The organism is Pseudomonas sp. WOUb67 (genome assembly GCF_050058005.1).
Taxonomy (GTDB): domain Bacteria; phylum Pseudomonadota; class Gammaproteobacteria; order Pseudomonadales; family Pseudomonadaceae; genus Aquipseudomonas; species Aquipseudomonas putida_R.
Genome location: NZ_CP170112.1, coordinates 4,812,707 through 4,833,520 on the forward strand (window position 1 = coordinate 4,812,707; position 20,814 = coordinate 4,833,520).

Here is a 20,814-nt window from a genome sequence, read left to right on the forward strand (position 1 = left end):
TGCGGCAAGTTGGTCACACCTGCATCAAGACGAAGCTTTGTGCGCCCCAGGCCAGGTAACAGCCTGCGCCACGATCACATCCTTGCCATTGAACGTAAGCGCAGGCCCGCCATGGAGTTGGTACCCCAGCTTCAAGGCGTCGCTGACCCTATGGCAAAAGGAAGCGTCATCGGGGCCCGTCAGCACCCGGTAAATCGGTAGCCCATCCGGTGGTTGAGTCATCTGTTCGGTCCTTGCAGAAGTTGGTGAGTGTTCCCAGCGTACCCTGAACGACCAAATTTCGGCCACGAGCCAATCCACTATCCCTGTGGGACCGGGCCGCGAAGCAGACGACGCGGTTGATGGCACCGGCTTCGCCGGTGTTCGCGGCCAAGGCCGCTCCCACAGGGATAGCACCAGCTTGCGAGCGGCGCAGCACCTGTGGGAGCGGGTTCACCCGCGAACACCGGCAAAGCCGGTGCCATCCACAGCGTTACTTTCCCCGCAGTGCGCAACCGAGATCACCCTTTACATCCCAAACCGGAGACATGGTTTGCACATTGGAGCCCTGAACGCGGGATGACATGTAAACCATCTCCCCGTTCTGCATCTTCTGCATGTACGTGCAAGCCAGTCACCCTCAAATTGGTTATCCTGCCCAAAAGCCCAGCCCCCAGCGGCCGCCTACAACAATAAATCCTGCCTTGCCCCCAGGGAGTAACCGCATGGAATTCTGGCCATTACGCCCCTCCACTACCGACTTGCGCCTGAGCATCGAGCAAACCGCCAACCTGCTCTCCCGCACGACCGAAAGCCACGGCAAGCTGCTGGCCGCCGACATGCTGAAACTGGTCAGCGCCCACGTGCCCCTGGCCCAATGCACCCTCTTCGCCTACAGCCCAAACCGCAGCCCGCAAGTCATCTCTTTCGCCGACCGCGCACGCATGCTCGAGCTACCCAGAATCTCCAGCAACTACGCCGAACGCTTCTACAGCCTGGACGGCAACCAACAGGCGATGAGTACGCCCCCTGCTCTGCCCACAGCCGACCGCATCATGGTGCAACGCCAAGGCATCGAAGACATCACCCACCGCGACTACCGACGCGTCTGTTACGAGCTGCCGCAAATTTCCGAACGCGTTGCGCTGCTGACCCAGTGCGACGGCAACCGCTGGCTATCGGTGAATTTCTACCGGGGGCGTGAACACGGCCGCTTTTCGGCCCACGAGATCAACGTCATCGAATCAGTTGCCCCGCTGATCGTACAAATCTCGCGCCTGCATTACCGCGCCTATCTCGAAGCCAACGAAATGCCGGCGCTGCTCAGTGAACGGGTTGTCAGCCTGTACCCGGAACTGACCCGGCGTGACCAGGAGCTGCTGCAATTGATGCTGGCTGGGTGTGAGGTTGAGGGCATTAGCGTGAGCATGGGTATTCAGCTCTCGAGTGCGGCTACGTATATCAAGCGGCTGTATCGCAAGCTGGGGGTTTCTGGGCAGCGAGAGTTGTTGGCGTTGGCTACGCAGCGCAAGTGGTCGGGGCAGGTTCAGGCAAGCTCACCCGTTTTAAGCAGGCCCAATTAATGTTTCATCATCTTTATGTATCCTGACGATATGAGTAACCGGGCGGGGGCGCGCGACCATTACACCGCAACTGCCCACCGACAGCTCGCCGCTTTCTAGTCCAGCCCACAATTTTTCGCAAAGCCGAAGGAGTCACCACGCGTCAAGGGCATGAAGACGTTGAATCTGATGCCTGTACTCACACACTAACTGATATCCCGTACTCGCGGTCCCGGTTATCAGCCCAGCTACCACTGCGCAATCTGCCTCGACGTACTGCTCCCACTCCGCCTGTGCCTTTGGCAGCATGGCCGGAACCGCTCTGGGGAGTATTTCCGCTTCGGCGTCCTGCTGAATCCTATCAAGTTTCTGCTGGTACTTCTGTTTAACGGCTCGGTTAGCCGCTTGCAGCATCGCGAGCGCGCACCTTTCGCTGTCATTCGTTGTGCGCGTGTGCGGGTTCCTCAAACACCGCTTCCATTCGGCCTCCAGCCCTGCCGCGAACTGGCTCACTGCCTGAGCCAGCATTTCTTCCCGGCCAACATCAGCTTGGGCAAGTTCCATCGCCAGCATAGCCGCCACAAAAGCTGCTTTGAACGCACTTTTCACAGATCTCATTCCTTGAGGTGAAATATAAGACGCCATGGTGTCGGAGCTGCATGTGGAGCACAACAGGCACCTCTATGAAGCCATCTGATACGCGTCTAGGACCCGAGCGCCACGCAGGACACTTAATAGGGAATTTTCGGCCAGCGGGAGTTGTTGGCGCTGGCTACGCAGCGCAAGTGGTTGGGGCAGGTGCACTGACACCCGATCATCGTCCAGTGCAAACAGCCCCTGCGCCCAGGTTATTTTTCAAACTTGAAACGCTGGTCGAACACTGTCTGCTCAGCCACCGTCACCGTGCACTGGCGGGCCACTTCAACCGGCAACATTGGCCCCAACAACGGATACATCGCCTTGTAAAACACCTCATCGCAAGCGGCATCCTTTACGAACGGCTGGGCGTTACCGGCCGCGTCGGCGGTAATCCGGCAGCCTGCCACCAACTCGGCGGGCAACTCGTTCAAGGCCACCGTTTTCCCGTGGAGCTTCTGTATATCGACCACCCCATTGCACGCGACTCTCGCCGGGCCTTCCTTGAGGTTTTTTGTGAAATCAACACGTTTATAGTCGGTACCTGCGAACAGCACCTGATCGTTGACCCTCACTCGATATTCGGAGGGTTTGAGAACGGTAGACTTGATGCAGAACTGCGTGGAAACGGGTTTTCCATCGACCTCGGCGTTAGCCGTTTTGCAGCCAGGGTTGGCCTGGGTGAAGGCATCGGGCGAGCTGGCGCAACCGGCCAGGGATAGTAGGCACGCGCCCAACAGCATTTTATTCATGTGACTTCCTGTGCTTGAGTAAACGCCGCCTGCTGGCGGCTTCGGGAGCCGATCATATCAGCTGAAGAGATGGCAAAAGGCCCAGCTCGCAGAGCAAGCACGCTCCAGAGGTACGCTAAAATTCACAGGGTCTCACGCACCTCTGCCAGTCCCGACCTCATCCATGAAGTCCGCAAGATACGCCTCAAGCCGCGCATGCCGCTCAGCCGCAAGGCGAGCCCCTTCGCAGGTTCTAAAGCCGGAAGCGAGCTTGAGCAGCTTGGTATGGAAGTGCTCGATCGCATACGTCGCATCCTGATACTCCCGCCCTCGCGCAGTGGGGTTCTCGAAATCGTACAGCGCCGATCCCATTCGCCCGGAAACGTAAAAGCACCGGGCGATGCCCACTGCACCTATGGCATCCAGGCGATCACTGTCCTGAAGAATTCTGGCCTCAAGGGTGAGCGGTTCGAAGCCAGCCGAGTAGCTGTGGGTTTTGACTGCATGCGCCACCTGCTCGATACGTTGCGATGGCCAGCCCATGCCAGTCAAGATTGAAGTCGCCTTGTGTGCCGACAGCGTTGACGCCTGCCCGCGCAAGGGCGAATTCTTTTCTACAGCGACACAGTCATGCAGCAGCGTCGCTGCAAGCAGCACTTCCAGGTCACCGCCTTCAACGCGCTGTATCCGTCGCGCGTTGACCCACACGCGATGGAGGTGGGACAGGTCGTGGGAGCCGTCTGGTTGATCATCTGGCAAATGCTTCAGCAGGTCAGCGGCTAGGCGCTGGAAAGGGGCAAAAGCTTCGTTTGTCATCGTGGGTACGTCGTTGGGATGTCGTGACTGCCGGCGAACCCTTCATCGATCTGGACGAGTACATCCAGCGCGCCATGGCAATCCAGCAGCGCCACTTGGCAAAGTACATCCAGAACAAAGCCGAGCGAGGGGCCAGCTTCTTCAATTTTCTGCGCAAACTCCACCAGGCCGATCAACCCATAGGTATCGCCAGGGCCAACCTCTTCAGCTTCGCATGGCAGAAAGGGTCACCCATGCGCTGGCGTCATTTCGAAGACCTCACGAAAGTATCCAAGCGCTTGCTCGAAGCGCAAATCACCATACTTCGCCCAGACATCATCGTGTTCGCCAACGGCGCGAGCAGTGCCCACATACGGCATCAATTCTTCCCGCACAAAGGCGAACTCAGCGTTTGCAACGACTTGGGTGACTACCGTGCGCAAGGCATACCGGTAAAGCAGCTGTGGCGCTTCCGCCTGCATGGCTCGATACAGTGCTATCGCATCCAGCCCCCGAGCAGCGTCAGTGCCGGCTCACGCGCAGCACGTCGCTTTCTTCTGGACCAGATACTCCTTGGCAACCAGCCGAATGATCAAACCCACCCGGGCCAACCGCACGGTTGATGAACGCCTATCTATCCACTGAGTAAATTTTTTGTCAGTTTTATGTAAATAATTTTACACACTTTATTCCAAATGGTTCTCATTTGCGTTAACGTCCCGCCTCGATTTCAACCCTACCGATCGACAAGGACTGTTACGCAATGCTGCCATGCCCTCCGTTCTCCCGTGCCCTGCTCACCGTTGGATTGCTTGCCGCGGCTGCAGCGCAAGCCGAGGAACCCCTCGAGCTCGAGCCGCTTCCCGCCACCGAACTGCAGGCCTCCTTCGTCACCGCCACAGGGGGCGGTACGGATGTACGAGATGCGCCAGCCAGTGTCAGTGTCATCACTCGGGAAGAGATCGAACGCCAGCCTGTCTACGACCTCAACACCCTCCTACGCCGCATCCCTGGCGTGACAGGCGGTTACGGCCCGGTGGGCGAGCAGTCGAAGATCAAGCTACGAGGCCTTGACGACAAATACACCTTGATCTTGGTGGACGGGAAACGCATCGGTAGCTCCGCCGACACTAATTACCGACGTGATCTGGGTCGCCAGGACATCAACTGGATTTCGCCGAACATGATTGAGCGAATCGAAATCGTGCGCGGGCCGATGTCTTCGCTGTATGGCTCAGACGCCATGGGTGGCGTCATCAATATCATTACCCGCAAGGTATCCCGTGAGTGGAGTGGGTCGCTCAACGTAAACACCACGATGCCGGAAGACTCCGACCGTGGGCAGACCAACCAAACCAGCATTAACTTGTCCGGCCCTGTCACGAACGCCATCGGCCTGCGCCTGGGCGCCAATGTCACTCGACGCGCTGCCGACGAGGCCGCGCCTCGCCTCGACGCAACGGGTGACTTCGTTTACAACGACGGCGCCGGCGGTTCCAAAGACCACAGCGTCAACGCTTTGCTCAATTGGCAAATTAATGACAACCATGAGTTGTCCTTTGAGGCCATCCACGGCGTGGAGCGTTCGTGGTCGTCAAAGAAAACTTTCGGTGATTGGGGGGATACCGTAGGTGAAGCTTTCGGCGCCGGACGCCTGACGCGCGACAGTTTCGTCGTATCTCACCATGGCGACTGGGGCTTTGGAACCTCGCGTATCGACGCTTACTTGAATAAATTCGACAATGACATCGGCGAGGGCAAGGCCAACTCGGAAGAAAAAATTGTCGAGGGCAGCCTTAATATCCCGTTCGAACTGTTGGTCAACCAGCGCCTGACCGTGGGCGGCCAGTGGAAACGAGAACAGCTGACCAACACTGACACGCTGGGCACGGTGCCCGTGGATTACCAAGGTGCAACAGTGGGAGGGTCGGAGCTTGAAGGTGACTATTCCGCGCTGTTCGTCGAGGATGAATTGTTCCTGCTCGATAACCTATCGCTGACCCTGGGCAATCGCTTCGACCACAGCGATGAATACGGTAACCACAATAGCCCACGCGCTTATGTGGTCTATCACCCTCATCCTGACTGGACAGTGCGCGGTGGGGTGTCGCGCGGGTTCCGGGCCCCCAGTTTGAAAGAAGGCAGTGCGGGCGCAGCGACCAACTCTGGCGGTCGCGGCTGTACCTCTCTACGCCCGCTTGGCTATGTTACCGGTAGTTGCTGGATGGCAGGCAACCCAAACCTGCGCCCGGAAATCAGTACCAACAAGGAAATCGGCGTTTCATTCGACCACGACGGCTGGGAGGCCAGCCTCACGTACTTCCATACCGACTTCAAGGACAAAATTGAATATGCACCTCTGGGGTATTTCCAGGGCCGCTGGTGGACCATGCTGGAGAATGCGGACAAAGCCCGCACCCGCGGCTGGGAAGGCAGCACCAAGGTGCCGTTGTGGGAAAATGCCAGCTGGCGCACCAACGCAACCTACATGCTCGAAAGCCGCAACCTGTCGACCGGTCAAGATCTGATCAGTTCGCCGAAGCTCTCGTTGTTCAGTGCAATCGATTGGCAGATCAGCGAGCGGATCGGTACCGAGCTTTCGGCTCAGCATGTGGGCAAGCAACGCGGACTAGGCTCAGACTTCGTCAAGTCGTACACCACCTATGATCTGACCGCAAACTGGGCGGCCACCAACTGGTTAACCCTGAACGCCGGCGTGCAGAACTTGCTGGATGAAGACCCACGTGATGACTCGACCAGCTTTTACGTGCCCGGTCGGGCGTATTTTGTTGGGGTAACCACCTACTTTTAAGTTGAGCGAACCGCAACTGCGCTCACCTGAATTTACAGTTGAGCGCGCCTGAACGTGTTTGCAGGCATGCGGGATGGGTGGGCCGGGATTCCCAGTAAAACCAGAAAGGCACTCGCCACCTTCAACCACTGCTATCAAGGCTTCATCAGCGGCTCGATGCCGATCCATCTTTTCACCGGGTGATAACACAGCTGCAAGGGCGGAATTTCCACATTTCGCCCCTGCACCTGCAGGCTACCCATGTTGATCGTCCACTCGGAATCAGCGTTCAGTTTGTCCGTCTGGAAGATCACATAAGCCGAGCCGTAGCGCTTGTTGTTGGTGATCCTGGGAATCATCCGGTGCACTTCATCGCTGTTGATGTCGTACGGCGATGGCCTGGCAGCCCGCTCATTCACAGACGGAAAGTCGTAGATATCGTTGAGGCCCACGTACACCTCAGGCCGTGCATTCAGGCGTGAGCCGTCTTCAAAAGTGATGTAGGCCTGACGGCTGTCGTAGAGCACCGGGATTGGCGGTTCGCCACGCTTGAAATCGGTCGACGGGCGCTGGCGGTCCTTGTTGTAGGCGATCATCTGCACGAAAAATTCCGCGCGTGGGTATTTCTCGCCCGGGTACTGCACGTGCAGGCCTTGCTCGTAGCGCTTTTCGCCCCATTGGGCGGCGTGGTCGTAGAGGTAGGTTTCCAGGTAGAGGGTGGTTTCGCCTTGCGGGCCTGGGACTTTGAACTGGAATTCGGATTCGCAGAGGTCCGCGTAGGCGGCGCGTTCGCGTTTCCAGGGTAGACAGGCGGTTAGTGAGGCGGTGGCCAGCAGGAGCAGGAGGGAGGTGGCGCGTTTGATGTTGATCATGACCTGCCTTGGTCTGGGTGCGAGAGGGGCAGTTTCGAGGGCTGAGGGGCGGAAGTCCATGGTGACCGTTTGACATCATCGGGATGTGGCTGGGTGCTGGGATGAGGGAGTGGTTTGCTTTTGAGGGCGTTGACGCGTTGACGCGTTGACCGAGCGCTGGTTAACGCGTCAAACGAAGAGACCTCGGGGCAACCTCGCCATGAAGCGTATACACCACCCGCGTAGGAATGGCATTTAGCCATTTCTTGTATTGATCTGTTGCACGACTTTGGCGACGATAGGAAATTTCCTACATCTTTCAGCGACAAAGGGCGGCACGGATGGCGATCAAAGCTGTATCGAAGGAGCGAATCGACGAGGCCTTGCGGCTCTTTGACAGCGATTTGAGGACGAGGAAAGAGTGGCAAGGCTGGGAGGACAACCAAGCGCACCGTTATGCCATCGACGTGGATGGCATTAAGTACCCGGCTAAGAAAATTGTCTCACTTGCGACCGGTGTGCCCGTTGGCGAGTTTTCGGGGGGCAATCCCACCAACGGCTACCTAGAGAAGCGTGGCTTCAAAGTCGTCCAGCTGCGCGGGGATGTTGAGCTTCCTCTGCAGTTCACGGTTGGGGGTGTTTACGATCGAAGAACAGAGATCAATGGACCGTTTGGCGGTAGCCGACAGAGTGGCATTGCAGCATCCGCCACGCATCCCGCAATTTTTCTATTTACGGGCGACAGCGGCGAGCAATATGGCTATGCCGATCATTGGGAGGACGGCGCTTACCTCTACACGGGGGAAGGCCAGCGTGGCCCTATGACATTGATCCGTGGTAATCGGGCTATCGCTGAGCATGCTGAGACAGGCCGTGCGCTGCATCTATTTCAACTGCTCGGGAAAGGAAAAGGTAATCGCTACCTTGGAGAGTTCTCTTGCGCGGACATCCTTGAACGGACCCAGCCAGATGTTGAAGGTAACGACCGCACCGCGCTCGTATTCAGGTTAGTCCCTGTGCGTGATGCACAGCCGCTAATTGAGGCTGAGCTGGATAATGCAGCCGATTTTCCTGCCACGTTGGATGCCGCACGGTTAGCTGCCCTTGCGGCATGCAAGCCTGTTACAGACGAAGCCCCTCGATCAGCGCCACGCAATCTTTATCAACGCAGTCAGAAGGTAGCCCGCTACGTTGCAATGCGAGCGAAAGGCTTGTGTGAATGCTGCCAAAAGCCAGCGCCATTTTTGAAGAGAGATGGAACCCCGTACCTTGAACCTCATCATGTTAATCGACTATCCGATGGGGGGCTCGACCATCCTCGCTACGTTGGAGCGATATGCCCGAGCTGTCACCGCGAAATTCACTCCGGTATGCACGGTGCGCTGCTCAATGAGTCGTTGAAGCAGCGATTGATAGCGATTGAAGGTTGACGAGTACGCCAGGGCGTCGAAGATACCGCCCACCTCAACTACTAATGCATCTGCCGCAAGCTGCCGCAAATCCCCGAATACGCGGCCCTAAGACAGTGATTCAGTTTCGAGGCCTGGGTGGCGGTTAACCATGCTGACCGTTTGACATCATCGCGAGACGCAGATTCTGTAACTGAGCATGCGAAAAATCAGAAATAGCCCCTTCCTTGTAGGCCAATTCCCAAAGATAATCCCTGCGCCAGATTTCCGTTGCGCATGGTCAACGTGGGTTCTAGTCTCGGCTGGTCGCTGCCAAATCAGCGACCGGTTTTGACAGACCGCTGACGTTGTCCTCATGCGCACGCTTTCATGGCGGCTGTACGTGCGGGCACCCTATGGTGCGCCGAGTGCCAACGTCTCGGTCTGTCAACCCGCGTACAGCTGCCACCTTCTTGTTTGACAGCAAGGACGAGGTAGCTCCACTTTCTTACGTTGGAGTTACACGATGCTAAAGATCGTCCCAGCCCCACCCCACAAGACTCTCTGCCTTGAAGACACCTTGATCCAAGCCACGGATTACGCGCTATGCGCGGCGACCGTCGTGCATCAGGCGATGCTTCTGCAGCCCAAATCGCCTGCGTCGATTCTGATGATGGCCTCGATGCACGAATTGGAGACGCTGCGAGCTTTACTTGAGACCGCGTTGGTTCAGCTACAGATGCCCGGTGAACCGAGAACCTTGCACTGAGACCTAACTGATTGTGTCGCCTGGGCTCAGCGTTTCACTGGTAAGCCAGGCCCTCACAATGCTCTGTGCTACGCCGCAGATCTTGGCGCTTGTTCAGCAGCTGTGGGGGGATTGCTAGCGATGACGCCAGCCCAGATCCTAGAGATTTCGGGGAGATTGAACAATGTCTACAGAAGAAACCGAATTCACCGTCGGCAAAACCACCTTCTACCAAGGTGAAAACCAGACCCATCCCCTCTTCCGCATCGAAGCCGGCATTCCTTGCCAGAGCGCCCGTGAACAGGCTTCGGAGCTAATGGGTTATGCACGGGATATGACCCTGGACGGCTTGATGGAAGACAAACCCCAGTTGATCTGGGCCTCGCATTACCTCTGCGCTTTGGCCAAGGCGCTGATGGATGATGCTGAGCTAGGCATGATGCGCTGAATTGCCGATTCCGCACCGGATGCTTTCAAGACTGGACTCCAATCCCGGTTTTGAAGGCAATCTGGCTACGCGGTATGTTTACCGAATTTCGTACAGAACGCTACCCCAGCGATGTCCTCGGCAGGAGCCAAGACCTACGAATATTGATTCCGACTTCATCGTCAGTGTGCGCTTAGGTGTCCACACAGAATTGTTAACCTATCGTCTGCGTAACATACCTTTCAATTCATCAACGCTGAGAGTCATGTCCCGCTTGCGGTGGACTACCGAATGACAATTGGCGCACAGGGTCACTAGATCCGTCTCAGGGTTCACCGTCTGCTCCCCACCAAATTGCGAGATGGGTACTACGTGGTGAACGTGAATGAAGCCGTTCGCGTGCTCACCGTAAGCTTGTTCGAAATTAAACCGACATGCCTTGCAGTCGAGCCCGTGGAAGGCGATCGCCTTCACCCTCAGATCTTTCCGGCGCTCGTAGCGGGTTCCGAAATATATCGTCTTGCTGCCTTCACTGAACGACTCAAGGTCGAAAGCATCGTCTTCCGTATTCGGCACAATCGCCTCAGCTTGTGAGGGTAAGAGCTGCGCATAGCTTAAGATGGCATCGTAATCTGTTTGGGAGATGGGGCGGACCCCGTCACGCCAGCAGTTCTTCGCGCGGGTAGCGGGAATAGTCTCCAGGTACACATGAGCAGGCTTAGGCATCTAGATCAACCCCGAGTAGTGGAACACTAGCATGCGATCTCCTCGCGAGGCTCCAGCGTCAGAGTACCGTCTACTGGGTTTTCCGCTGTGCATACAGAGTGGCAATTTGACATCATTCCCAGGAATGCAGTGTCATGGTTGATTGATTTTCTTTTTGGAAAGGTACGATAAATGGAGCGCGGTTTTTTAAAATACTAGCTGGCGGAGATGATTATAAAAACTCTGACAAAAATTGGATAGTTGAGCTATCACACTCTTGCATGATCTGGTATGACGCAATAGTCAACAAGAACGGTGCGGGAGAAAAATTTGATACTCGTCGTTTCGCTACTGAACGCATCAAGCGATTCAAGCATGAGGTCTGCGACAACCTGGAGAAACGGTTTATTTATTTCATATGCACTCGACCTAAGATCAGGTTTAATACGCAGGTGCTACCGGCACTGATCACTGTAAGTGGTTATTGCGCAGTTTATTTCGATATTAGAGGCAAGACGAAAGCGGCATACCTGAAGTTTTTGGATCCTGACGATGAGACGCCCTACAAACCAGAATTTGAAGTTGCAGAAAAGCACATAACAATAGTTGAATGCACTAGCGATAGATATACTTATTCGGTTCATGACTTTTTTCAATATTTTGTATCGACATCGGATTCGGGACCAATGTTGAGTATGTAGGCATTACAAAAAACCCAGATAAGCGACCATTGAGCGGCCAGCACAGCGAGCTGACCAACATAATTTATAAGGCGCTCCCTCAAGATAATGACGTATTAATTTACTACAATACCCTCAAAGTTTCAGTGCAGGCTTTGCACGCACAGAAAGGAGCAGGATTCCTGTTAGCTAACGCTGTGAGAGATGAGGTAGATGTCGAGCTAGAAGGAAAAATATTAGAAAAATGCTTTATCGAATACTTTGACTCAGACAATCAATTGGAAAACAAAGGCAAGGAGCGTGCTGAGTTAAAAAACAAGCTGTCCAAGCTAGCACAAGACAATCGAATTAACTCCACCCTAGTTAATTATGAATTTGAACTTGATACGGAGTATTGGCATTTTTCCTCCTCATCGCGGCCGACTGACAAAAAACACACTTTCATGGTTAGATTGTATGGGAGCTCACCGAAAGTTTCCACTATTGATCTTGGCGACTCCACCCCCTTTATTGATGGCATTCCAGATTTATTGTGAACCGCGATTATTGCTAATAATCCGAATTGGACTCATTGGTCAAGTCGCGTATTTTAGGCTTTTCTGAAGAGCTTTCATGTATAGGTTGCTGCATGGATAATAATGATAAATCGATAAGAAGCACCAAAGGTTACATTTAGGTAGCGTGTTTTTGGTCGATTGTGGGTTAGGCGCTTCTCTTGTTGGATGTATCTGACCCGTATCGAATGGGTCAGGTGTTGCACTCAGTTTTGTGCCGCAGCCCCTTTGCTAATTCAAAAAGCATACCCCAACACTATAGCCAGCCTCTGATTATTTTCATAATCTCAGACATCATAATTGGAGGAAGATCTAGCTTAATTAGATCCACATTTATAAGCCAGGACCTCGCTTCTTTGGGTGTCATCCGCTTACTCTTTGACTTATCAGCCAAACGCTTCGATGTCGCCCTGGACAACCCATGCGAGATAAAACTAATAGTGGTTGCATCCGACGCACCCACCTCCAAAAACAAAACAACTGGAATTAGCCCATCCAGAGGCCGAGAAAACCCCTCTACCTCCATCGCGTACTTTAATACAGACAAGTAACAAGTGAAGTACCTGACTGCCTGGTAACGCATATCTTGCTCAATAGTACCTAAAGACTCTCTAATTACTGTGCGAACCTCGGCACTAGGTTGCCGCTCAATCTGCTTGTCAATTATCTGAGAAAGTGGCCAGCCACGCATCCACCTTAGAGCAATTAAAGCATGGAATCGAGAAAGAGCTTCAGCGTCTTCGATCCCGCCAATATGTCGATGGCACAATCTAAATATATTTACATATGAATCATACGCCCCAGAGTGCTTAGGGTGAATCGGTATTAAGTTCTGATCTTCCACCGAACCAGCCCTCAAAAGCTCAAGCACCTCATCAAACATAGCCTGTTGTTTATACGGCGAAATATTAGGATTAGTTTTAAGCAAAGCAACAGGAAGTTTAATTCTGCCTTCAGCAATATCTAATGCCTCTATTATCCTCTGATAATTACTCATACCATCGACAAGACCTACCCGAGACAGGGTTTCATCTAATCTCCCAGTTGACAAATCAACAAACAAACGCGAAAAAACGCTTTCCATGCTCGATGAATCTTTTGATCCTATTACTCGATAATTAGTCATCGCTTGCAACAGAAGGTCTATTTCACCCGATACAGCTGCCCCCAAAGAGGAAACGACCATTGCAGTCTTAGCGCTTTCCAACGGCTGCTCTTTCCAGTCTTCATAATTTATCAGATATATATTCCCCTTAAATTCCTTCAAGAGTCTACCTGCCCTTCCCGCCAAATTCCAAAAGTCAGTAGAAACCAAAGGTTTATTACTACCTTTCTCCGGTTTATATAGAAAAATATTCCTAGCGGGCAAGTTAACACCTTGGAGAAGGGTGCTTGTGCAGACAAGATAGTCCAAAATACCTGAAGCAACACCATCCTCAATCGCACGCCGTATATTTGAAGGAACTTCACCATAATGAAAGGCAACGCCTTTTCGCACACAATCAGCCAACTTATAGTTGTTATGTACAGTTTCCTGAACAAGCTGTGCAAGTTCCTCCCGCTCCACGCTATACTCTCGGGGCATCAGCAATTTAGAGATAGCAATCGCTGTTCTCTCTGCTTCGTCAGCCCCATTCGCATATATGATATTAACCGACCCTTCCCCTAGAGTGGTTGATATGCAAGCCATGCGATCTATCCGGGTACTGGAGCTCGGCAATATTCTTAAATTAGTTATATCTCCTAAATACTTACCAGATTCGGCGTACATACCGACATTTAGAATTTCATCATCTTCAGTCGAAACGGATAACTTAATAAAGTTCTGCGAAACCGTAGGCTCATCAGTTGTTAGCTCATGAATATCAGTCAGACCAAAAACCCTACTAAATACATCGGGATTTTCTATCATCGGACATGCAAACATAAATTGAGCTCGCCTGTTACGTCCCATCAGCTCGTCTACCACATTCTGTAGTAAGACCCCTCGCGAGCCTTCTCCGATCGAATGAGCTTCATCCACTACAATTAAGTCAGCCCTGACCGTTGGATGATTCAATAGGAGAAGCTGGGCACGCTCTTGCGTCATCACGAACAATGTATTATCTGAAATTATTTCGCCAGGCGGTGCTGGAATAGTAGTAATTTCAGGAGCATGCGTTTCATATCCCTCGAATACGTCCCGCAAGTCGTTGCTCACCTGGAAAATTAAAGCCCGTGTAGGCACTATATAAATAGCAGTCGCCGCACGACTATTAAAATATTTTAAAAGAAAATTCTGGAGTACAAAAGATTTACCTGCTGAGGTAGGCGCCGAGACTATTACACTATTCTTTGAACACAGCTCCTGCCAAAGCTGATATTGAAACCTCGTAAGAAATATGTCTCTATCGCCAAATACAACATGACGCTCTTGCGCCAAGTCAACCTCTTCGAGCAAAAGACTTAAGGGCAACTCATTGCCAACCTCAGCGATACCTTGCTTAGTTTGAAGCGAAGGGATGTTATCAAGCCTAGTAAGAATCACTCTAAGAGGCTTATCTAATCTAAACTCATTACTATTAAACAGCTCATAAATAGAGGTCGCCAACCGGTATGCCACTTTCCGATGAGCGATCTTGGCAGAGGAAGCAAGAGCAGCGGCGGCCTGAAGTGACTTTATAATATCAGCCTGCGAAATATCAATAAGCTCACCGCTTCTAAGTTCTGAAAGAAGCCAAGCCGATTCAATTAGCGAAACTACTCTATGGAATTTTGGATTACTCCAAATTTTGTCAGCTAGCTCTTGAATCATTACTCCTCCCACCCTATCACATCCTGAAACTTATCACGCAGCTCTTGAACGGAAGGTAGAGGGAGTAAAAAAAGCTGAATCTCCGTGTGCAATAGCTCATTGCGAGAAAAACTGCGTGAGAGCTGAGGCTCAACCTCTTTCAATTTTTCTTCCGCAAGAAATTTAAACTTTTCCTCAACATCATGAGAACCCGTCAGCTCTGCGTATTTTGAAAAATCAAAACCAATCAAACAAGTGACGACATCCTGCCTAGAATTATAACTTTCGTCAAAAGGATCCAAGTACTTCAGTAGTTCAACACGCGCCAAGTCATCTAGACCAGTCAAGGCTATATTATTTTTAACCAACTCTAACTCATGACTTAAAGCATCATCAGCTAAAGCTTCGCAAACGGATCTTACAGCCGAAGATACCCCAGAGCCTAGATCTGAGTAGAGCTTTGATTCTCCCCAATAAAATTTGAGACTACCGCTGATAGAGCAATAACGGACATGAATACCATCTGCTCCATGCACTGGCATATTGGGATTCGTCTTTAGCGACATCTTTGCGAGAATCTGAGGAGCCTTTAATATCCACTCAGTAAGTACAAAAAGCAAAAGCTCTCCAGCTTCGCCGTTGCGGTTTGATAACTTCTGTGCCTTTTTAAATAGCTGAATAGCTTTTCGGTAAAGCCTGTTTGATTCAATCAATCTATGATCAGCATCAAAATCTGGAGAGCTCAAACTAGCCAACTGCGAACGCGGTATGCAAAAGTGCGTAACCATGTAACTTAAAACTTCAGCCAGCTCGGCTATTGTCGGCTTACCATTCCTAAATGAAGGATAATGTAGTCTCAGCGTCAAGTTGGAGTTTTCTGATTCGACTGAATGGGCTACTTCTCGAATCCGGCTAGCAAAGCGAGAGTGGTCTTGAAGAACCTGCTGCAGCGAGGCTCCGAGCCTCAGTGACTGGTCTTGATAACTACCATCCAAAACGCTTCCACTCCTTTGAAATTTATCCCAATAGTAAATCAATACGAAAAAGGATACCAATAAGCCACTATACCCCATATTTAAAGGAAAAAGTTGAAGCCGCGGCCGCTAATCTTGTTACATATATTTTTCAAACACAAAAAAAAGCCCAGTCGTCACCGACTGGGCTTTTTCGTTTCAATAATGGTCGGGACGGAGTGATTCGAACACTCGACCCCTTGCACCCCATGCAAGTGCGCTACCGGGCTGCGCTACGCCCCGACTGGGCTTGAAGCATGTTCTCAATCTTGCCGAGAACTTTGAAGAATGTACCCTAACCCTCTGATAAATGAAAGCTTTTTCTCAAAAAAATTTCCACTCATCAGAAAAAGCCCAGCTCACTTCTTCAAAACCACCAGCACATCCTCCAACTCAACAATCATCTGCCGAATCAGCTGCTTGTACTGGCTCGACTCATCCTTAACCTCATCACTGGAAAGCCTCAACCGGGCCCCGCCAATGGTGAACCCCTGGTCATAAAGCAGCGCGCGAATCTGGCGGATCATCAGCACATCTTGGCGCTGGTAATACCGCCGGTTCCCCCGCCGCTTCACGGGGTTAAGCTGGTCGAACTCCTGCTCCCAATACCGCAGCACGTGCGGCTTTACCGCACAAAGCTCACTCACTTCACCAATGGTGAAGTAGCGTTTGCCCGGTATGGGGGGCAGTTCGTCGTTATGGCTTGGTTCCAGCATAGGCCTCAACCCGGGCCTTCAACTTCTGCCCTGGACGAAAGGTGACGACGCGCCGTGCAGTGATCGGGATCTCTTCCCCTGTCTTGGGGTTGCGGCCCGGCCGCTGGCGTTTGTCGCGGAGGTCGAAGTTGCCGAAACCGGACAGCTTCACCTGCTCGTTCTCTTCAAGTGCGTGCCGAATTTCTTCGAAAAACAGCTCGACCAGCTCCTTGGCCTCACGCTTGTTAAGCCCCAGCTCCTCGTACAGCCTTTCGGCCATCTCAGCTTTCGTCAGAGCACCCATGCCGTTATTTCCTTAACGTGGTGTTCAACCTTTGTTCAAGCGAGGTGAGGATGTTTTGCAGGGTAGTGTTCACCTCATCGTCGTTAAGAGTGCGCGATGGATGCTGCCAGGTCAAGCCGACGGCAAGGCTTTTTCTATCAGGATCAATGCCTTTACCTTGGTAGACATCAAACAGCCTGAGGTCTGTGAGCCATTCGCCTGCATTGTCACGAATTAATTCAAGCACCGCGCTAGAAGCTACATCACGTCCTGCGATCAACGCCAGGTCGCGACGGGTTTCCGGGAACTTGGACAGTTCGCTGAATTTCGGCAGGCGGCCTTCGACCACGTCGCCCAGCACCAGCTCGAACAGGAACACCGGGCGGTCCAGGCCCAGGGCTTTGGCCAGCTCTGGGTGGATGGCGCCGAGGTAGCCGACCAGTTTGCCGTCACGCTCGATGGCGGCGGTTTGGCCTGGGTGCAGGGCTGGGTGTTTGCCGGCGCTGAAGGTGAAGTCGCTCAGGGCGCCGGAGTAGCCCAGCAGGGCTTCGACGTCGGCTTTGACGTCGAAGAAGTCGACGCCGTCGCGGCCGTTGGCCCAGCCTTCTGGCAGGCGGCTGCCGGTGATAACGCCGGCAATCATTGGCTGCTGCTGCAGGTCACCCAGTTGGCCGACAAAACGCAGGCCGCTTTCGAACAGGCGCACGCGGTCTTGCTGGCGGTTCAGGTTGTGCTGCAGTGCCTTGACCAGGCCCGGCCACAGGGATGCGCGCATGGCGGCCATGTCGCTGGAGATGGGGTTGGCCAGCAGCAGGGGCTCTACGCCCGGGCTGAACAGTTCGAACAGTTTCGGGTCGATGAAGCTGTAGGTGATGGCTTCCTGGTAGCCGCGGGCAACCAGCAGGCGGCGCAGGGTTGGCAGGTCACCACGGGTTTCCGGCTTGCCCTGTGGGGCCAGGCGGGCTTGCGGGTAGCGAACCGGCAGGTTGTTGTAACCGTACAGGCGGGCCAGCTCTTCGATCAGGTCCACTTCCAGGCTGATGTCGAAGCGGTGGCTTGGGACGGTTACGGTCCACTGCCCTTCCCCATCACGGGTCGTGGTCAGCTCCAGGGCGTTGAGCAGTTGCTCAACCTGGGCTGGGTCCATCTGCATGCCGAGCATCTGGGTGATGCGTTCGTCGCGCAGGGTGACCGGGGCCACGTTCGGCAGGTGCTGTTCGCTGACGGCTTCGACCACCGGGCCGGCTTCGCCGCCGACGATGTCCAGCAGCAGCTGGGTAGCGCGCTCGATGGCTTCGCGGGCCAACTGCGAGTCGACGCCGCGCTCGTAGCGGTGCGAGGCATCGGTGTGCAGGCCGTAGGAACGGGCTTTACCGGCAACGGAAATCGGCTCGAAGAAGGCGCTTTCCAGGAACAGGTCGCGGGTTTTTTCAGTGTTCACACCGCTGTGCTCGCCACCCATGACGCCGGCGATGGCCAGGGCGCGGGTGTGGTCGGCGATGACCAGGGTGTCGGCGCGCAGGGCAACTTCCTGGCCGTCGAGCAGGACGAGTTTTTCGCCTTCTTCGGCCATACGGACGCGGATGCCGCCGTTGATTTCTGCCAGGTCGAAGGCGTGCATCGGCTGGCCGAGTTCGAGCATCACGTAGTTGGTGATGTCGACGGCGGCGTCGATGCTGCGCACGTCGCTGCGGCGCAGGCGCTCGACCATCCACAGTGGGGTTGGCTTGCTGAGGTCGACGTTACGGATAACGCGGCCCAGGTAGCGTGGGCAGGCGGCCGGGGCGCTGACTTCGACCGGGCGCACTTCGTCGTGGGCAGGCGCTACGGCCGGCACCACCGGGCGGGTGACCGGGGTGTCGTACAGGGCGCTGACGTCACGGGCGAGGCCGGCGATGGACAGGCAGTCACCGCGGTTCGGCGTCAGGCCGATTTCGATGCTGGCGTCGTCCAGGCTCAGGTAGGTGCGAATGTTTTCGCCAACCGGGGCATCAGCCGCCAGTTCCAGCAGGCCGTCGTTCTCTTCGCTGATTTCCAGCTCGGCCGCCGAGCACAGCATGCCGAAGGACTCGACGCCGCGCAGCTTGGCCTTTTTGATCTTGAAGTCGCCAGACAGCTCGGCGCCGATCATGGCGAACGGAATCTTGATGCCTGGGCGGGCGTTAGGCGCGCCGCACACGACCTGGAAGGTTTCCTGGCCGTTGGTCACCTGGCACACGCGCAGCTTGTCGGCGTCCGGGTGTTGCTCGGTGGCGAGGATCTCGCCCACGACAATGCCGCTGAACTGGCCGGCAGCGGGGGTAACGCTGTCGACTTCGAGGCCGGCCATGGACAGGCGGGCGACCAGTTCGTCACGGGAGACTTGCGGGTTTACCCAACCGCGCAGCCACTGTTCACTGAATTTCATGCTGTTCTCCTGAAAGTTGCGTCGATTGGGCCTAGCGGAATTGGGCTAGGAACCGCAGGTCGTTGTCGAAGAACAGACGCAAATCGTTGACGCCGTAGCGCAGCATGGCCAGGCGCTCGGCGCCCATGCCGAAGGCGAAGCCCTGGAACTCTTCAGGGTCGATGCCGGACATGCGCAGCACGCTTGGGTGCACCATGCCGCAGCCCATCACTTCCAGCCAGCCGGTTTGCTTGCACACGCGGCAGCCGTTGCCGGAACACATCACGCACTGGATGTCGACTTCGGCGGACGGCTCGGTGAAGGGGAAGAACGATGGGCGGAAACGCACCGCCAGTTCTTTTTCGAAGAACACGCGCAGGAATTCTTCGATGGTGCCCTTGAGGTCGGCGAAGTTGATATCGCGATCGATCAGCAGGCCTTCGACCTGGTGGAACATCGGCGAGTGGGTGATATCCGAGTCGCAGCGGTATACGCGGCCTGGGCACACAATGCGGATTGGCGGCTGGGTGGACTCCATGGTCCGCACCTGCACCGGCGAGGTGTGGGTACGCAGCAGCATGTTGGCATTGAAGTAGAAGGTGTCGTGCATCGCCCGGGCCGGGTGGTGGCCTGGGATGTTGAGCGCTTCGAAGTTGTGGTAGTCGTCTTCGACCTCTGGGCCTTCGGCGATGCCGTAGCCAATGTGGGTGAAGAACTGCTCGATGCGCTCGAGTGTACGGGTGATCGGGTGCAAGCCACCGGTGGCCTGGCCGCGGCCTGGCAGGGTGACGTCAATGCATTCGGCAGCCAGGCGAGCGCTGAGCTCGGCTTCTTCAAAGGCGGCCTTGCGGGCATTGAGCACAACGGTGACGCGCTCTTTGGCGTCGTTGATCAGCGCGCCGACTTTCGGCCGCTCTTCGGCTGGCAGGTTGCCCAGGGTCTTCATCACCTGGGTCAGCTCGCCCTTCTTGCCGAGATAATTAACCCGGATCTGTTCCAGGGCATTGATGTCTTCAGCGCGCTCCACGGCCTCTAGGGCTTGGGAGACCAGCGCATCCAGGTTTTCCATGTACAGACTCCAGATACGAAAATAGGGGAAGAGCTTTGAAGGCTCTTCCCCTATCGATGACGTTCAATGCCCGACGGCGCTAGCGCCGCCGGGTGATTGTCGCGGGTACTTAAGCCAGAACGGCTTTAGCTTTCTCGACAATCGCAGCAAACGCCGCTTTTTCGTTCACTGCCAGATCGGCCAGAACCTTACGGTCGATTTCGATCGAAGCCTTTTTCAGGCCAGCAATCAGACGGCTGTAGGACAGACCGTTGTTGCGGGCACCGGCGTTGATACGAGCGATCCACAGTGCGCGGAACTGACGCTTCTTCTGGCGACGGTCGCGGTAGGCGTATTGGCCTGCCTTGATGACCGCTTGCTTGGCTACGCGGAATACGCGCGAGCGTGCACCGTAGTAACCTTTAGCCAGTTTCAGAATTTTCTTGTGACGCTTACGAGCGATGACGCCACGCTTAACACGAGCCATGAGTAACTTCCTCTATCTTAACCAGAATTAACGAACGCGCAGCATGCGCTCGACTTTTGCCACGTCAGACGGGTGCAGCAAGCTGGCACCGCGCAGTTGACGCTTACGCTTGGTCGACATTTTGGTCAGGATGTGGCTCTTGAAAGCGTGCTTGTGCTTGAAGCCCGAAGCTGTCTTCAGGAAGCGCTTCGCAGCACCGCTCTTGGTTTTCATTTTTGGCATGTTGAACTCCGCATTCGAAAAAAATTACACAATAATCATCAGGCCTGCCGTGCCCGGGAG

General features: G+C 54.4%; 21 protein-coding genes and 1 tRNA gene. 7 read left to right on the forward strand and 15 right to left on the reverse strand.

The window, feature by feature from the left end:
- Nucleotides 1-24 precede the first annotated feature (24 nt).
- The gene (locus ABOC32_RS21400; RefSeq protein WP_426808766.1) at nt 25-222 is read right to left on the reverse strand and encodes a DUF1737 domain-containing protein; all 198 of its coding nucleotides are present in this window, start codon (nt 220-222) and stop codon (nt 25-27) included.
- A gap of 482 nt (nt 223-704) precedes the next feature.
- On the opposite strand from ABOC32_RS21400, the gene ABOC32_RS21405 reads away from it, so the two are divergent.
- Nucleotides 705-1,562 (forward strand): helix-turn-helix transcriptional regulator, encoded by an 858-nt coding sequence (locus tag ABOC32_RS21405; RefSeq protein ID WP_426808767.1) that lies wholly within the window; start codon nt 705-707, stop codon nt 1,560-1,562.
- Between the two features lie 132 nt (nt 1,563-1,694).
- On the opposite strand, the gene ABOC32_RS21410 is transcribed toward ABOC32_RS21405, so the two are convergent.
- From ABOC32_RS21410 to ABOC32_RS21420, 3 genes are all read right to left on the reverse strand, one after another.
- Complete coding sequence (locus ABOC32_RS21410) at nt 1,695-2,150, reverse strand: lysozyme inhibitor LprI family protein (RefSeq protein ID WP_426808768.1); 456 nt, start codon at nt 2,148-2,150, stop codon at nt 1,695-1,697.
- Between the two features lie 239 nt (nt 2,151-2,389).
- The gene (locus ABOC32_RS21415; RefSeq protein WP_426808769.1) at nt 2,390-2,929 is read right to left on the reverse strand and encodes a hypothetical protein; all 540 of its coding nucleotides are present in this window, start codon (nt 2,927-2,929) and stop codon (nt 2,390-2,392) included.
- Between the two features lie 132 nt (nt 2,930-3,061).
- A complete protein-coding gene (locus ABOC32_RS21420) occupies nt 3,062-3,724 on the reverse strand; it encodes an HD domain-containing protein (protein WP_426808770.1) in 663 nt (220 codons plus the stop codon).
- Nucleotides 3,725-3,747: 23 nt separating this feature from the next.
- On the opposite strand from ABOC32_RS21420, the gene ABOC32_RS21425 reads away from it, so the two are divergent.
- Complete coding sequence (locus tag ABOC32_RS21425; RefSeq protein ID WP_426808771.1) at nt 3,748-4,326, forward strand: hypothetical protein; 579 nt, start codon at nt 3,748-3,750, stop codon at nt 4,324-4,326.
- Between the two features lie 140 nt (nt 4,327-4,466).
- Entirely contained in the window at nt 4,467-6,515 is a 2,049-nt protein-coding gene (locus ABOC32_RS21430; protein ID WP_426808772.1) for a TonB-dependent receptor domain-containing protein, read from the forward strand.
- A 134-nt stretch (nt 6,516-6,649) separates the two neighbouring features.
- Here ABOC32_RS21430 and ABOC32_RS21435 read toward each other — a convergent pair whose 3' ends face one another.
- The gene (locus ABOC32_RS21435; RefSeq protein WP_426808773.1) at nt 6,650-7,366 is read right to left on the reverse strand and encodes a hypothetical protein; all 717 of its coding nucleotides are present in this window, start codon (nt 7,364-7,366) and stop codon (nt 6,650-6,652) included.
- Nucleotides 7,367-7,686: 320 nt separating this feature from the next.
- Here ABOC32_RS21435 and ABOC32_RS21440 point away from each other — a divergent pair, with 320 nt between their 5' ends.
- The 3 genes from ABOC32_RS21440 (at nt 7,687) to ABOC32_RS21450 (ending at nt 9,929) form a co-directional block, all read left to right on the forward strand.
- A complete protein-coding gene (locus ABOC32_RS21440; RefSeq protein WP_426808774.1) occupies nt 7,687-8,775 on the forward strand; it encodes an HNH endonuclease in 1,089 nt (362 codons plus the stop codon).
- Nucleotides 8,776-9,259: 484 nt separating this feature from the next.
- Entirely contained in the window at nt 9,260-9,502 is a 243-nt protein-coding gene (locus ABOC32_RS21445) for a hypothetical protein (protein ID WP_426808775.1), read from the forward strand.
- Between the two features lie 163 nt (nt 9,503-9,665).
- The gene (locus tag ABOC32_RS21450; RefSeq protein ID WP_426808776.1) at nt 9,666-9,929 is read left to right on the forward strand and encodes a DUF3077 domain-containing protein; all 264 of its coding nucleotides are present in this window, start codon (nt 9,666-9,668) and stop codon (nt 9,927-9,929) included.
- A 198-nt stretch (nt 9,930-10,127) separates the two neighbouring features.
- Here the strand turns inward: ABOC32_RS21450 and ABOC32_RS21455 are convergent, their stop codons facing one another.
- On the reverse strand, nt 10,128-10,634 hold the full coding sequence (locus ABOC32_RS21455) for an HNH endonuclease (RefSeq protein WP_426808777.1): 507 nt from the start codon (nt 10,632-10,634) through the stop codon (nt 10,128-10,130).
- 709 nt (nt 10,635-11,343) lie between these two features.
- On the opposite strand from ABOC32_RS21455, the gene ABOC32_RS21460 reads away from it, so the two are divergent.
- Nucleotides 11,344-11,829: a hypothetical protein gene (locus ABOC32_RS21460; RefSeq protein WP_426808778.1), complete on the forward strand. Its 486-nt coding sequence runs from the start codon at nt 11,344-11,346 to the stop codon at nt 11,827-11,829.
- A 274-nt stretch (nt 11,830-12,103) separates the two neighbouring features.
- Here the strand turns inward: ABOC32_RS21460 and ABOC32_RS21465 are convergent, their stop codons facing one another.
- The 9 genes from ABOC32_RS21465 to rpmI all read right to left on the reverse strand — a co-directional run bounded on the left by ABOC32_RS21465 (nt 12,104) and on the right by rpmI (nt 20,754).
- Nucleotides 12,104-14,641 (reverse strand): DEAD/DEAH box helicase, encoded by a 2,538-nt coding sequence (locus ABOC32_RS21465; RefSeq protein ID WP_426808779.1) that lies wholly within the window; start codon nt 14,639-14,641, stop codon nt 12,104-12,106.
- Entirely contained in the window at nt 14,641-15,615 is a 975-nt protein-coding gene (locus ABOC32_RS21470; RefSeq protein ID WP_426808780.1) for a HamA C-terminal domain-containing protein, read from the reverse strand. The genes ABOC32_RS21465 and ABOC32_RS21470 overlap by 1 nt, the downstream gene beginning before the upstream one ends.
- Before the next feature lie 184 nt (nt 15,616-15,799).
- A tRNA-Pro gene (locus ABOC32_RS21475) sits at nt 15,800-15,876 on the reverse strand.
- Between the two features lie 116 nt (nt 15,877-15,992).
- Nucleotides 15,993-16,349: a MerR family transcriptional regulator gene (locus tag ABOC32_RS21480; protein ID WP_014591553.1), complete on the reverse strand. Its 357-nt coding sequence runs from the start codon at nt 16,347-16,349 to the stop codon at nt 15,993-15,995.
- Nucleotides 16,330-16,632, reverse strand: coding sequence for an integration host factor subunit alpha (gene ihfA, locus ABOC32_RS21485; RefSeq protein WP_003250679.1), 303 nt, complete (start codon nt 16,630-16,632; stop codon nt 16,330-16,332). The genes ABOC32_RS21480 and ihfA overlap by 20 nt, the downstream gene beginning before the upstream one ends.
- Nucleotides 16,633-16,636: 4 nt before the next feature.
- Nucleotides 16,637-19,018 (reverse strand): phenylalanine--tRNA ligase subunit beta, encoded by a 2,382-nt coding sequence (gene pheT, locus ABOC32_RS21490; RefSeq protein WP_059395896.1) that lies wholly within the window; start codon nt 19,016-19,018, stop codon nt 16,637-16,639.
- Between the two features lie 31 nt (nt 19,019-19,049).
- A complete protein-coding gene (pheS, locus tag ABOC32_RS21495; protein ID WP_016487883.1) occupies nt 19,050-20,066 on the reverse strand; it encodes a phenylalanine--tRNA ligase subunit alpha in 1,017 nt (338 codons plus the stop codon).
- A 109-nt stretch (nt 20,067-20,175) separates the two neighbouring features.
- Nucleotides 20,176-20,532 (reverse strand): 50S ribosomal protein L20, encoded by a 357-nt coding sequence (rplT, locus tag ABOC32_RS21500; protein WP_009394046.1) that lies wholly within the window; start codon nt 20,530-20,532, stop codon nt 20,176-20,178.
- A gap of 27 nt (nt 20,533-20,559) precedes the next feature.
- Nucleotides 20,560-20,754, reverse strand: coding sequence for a 50S ribosomal protein L35 (gene rpmI, locus ABOC32_RS21505; RefSeq protein WP_003250667.1), 195 nt, complete (start codon nt 20,752-20,754; stop codon nt 20,560-20,562).
- Between the last annotated feature and the right edge of the window lie 60 nt (nt 20,755-20,814).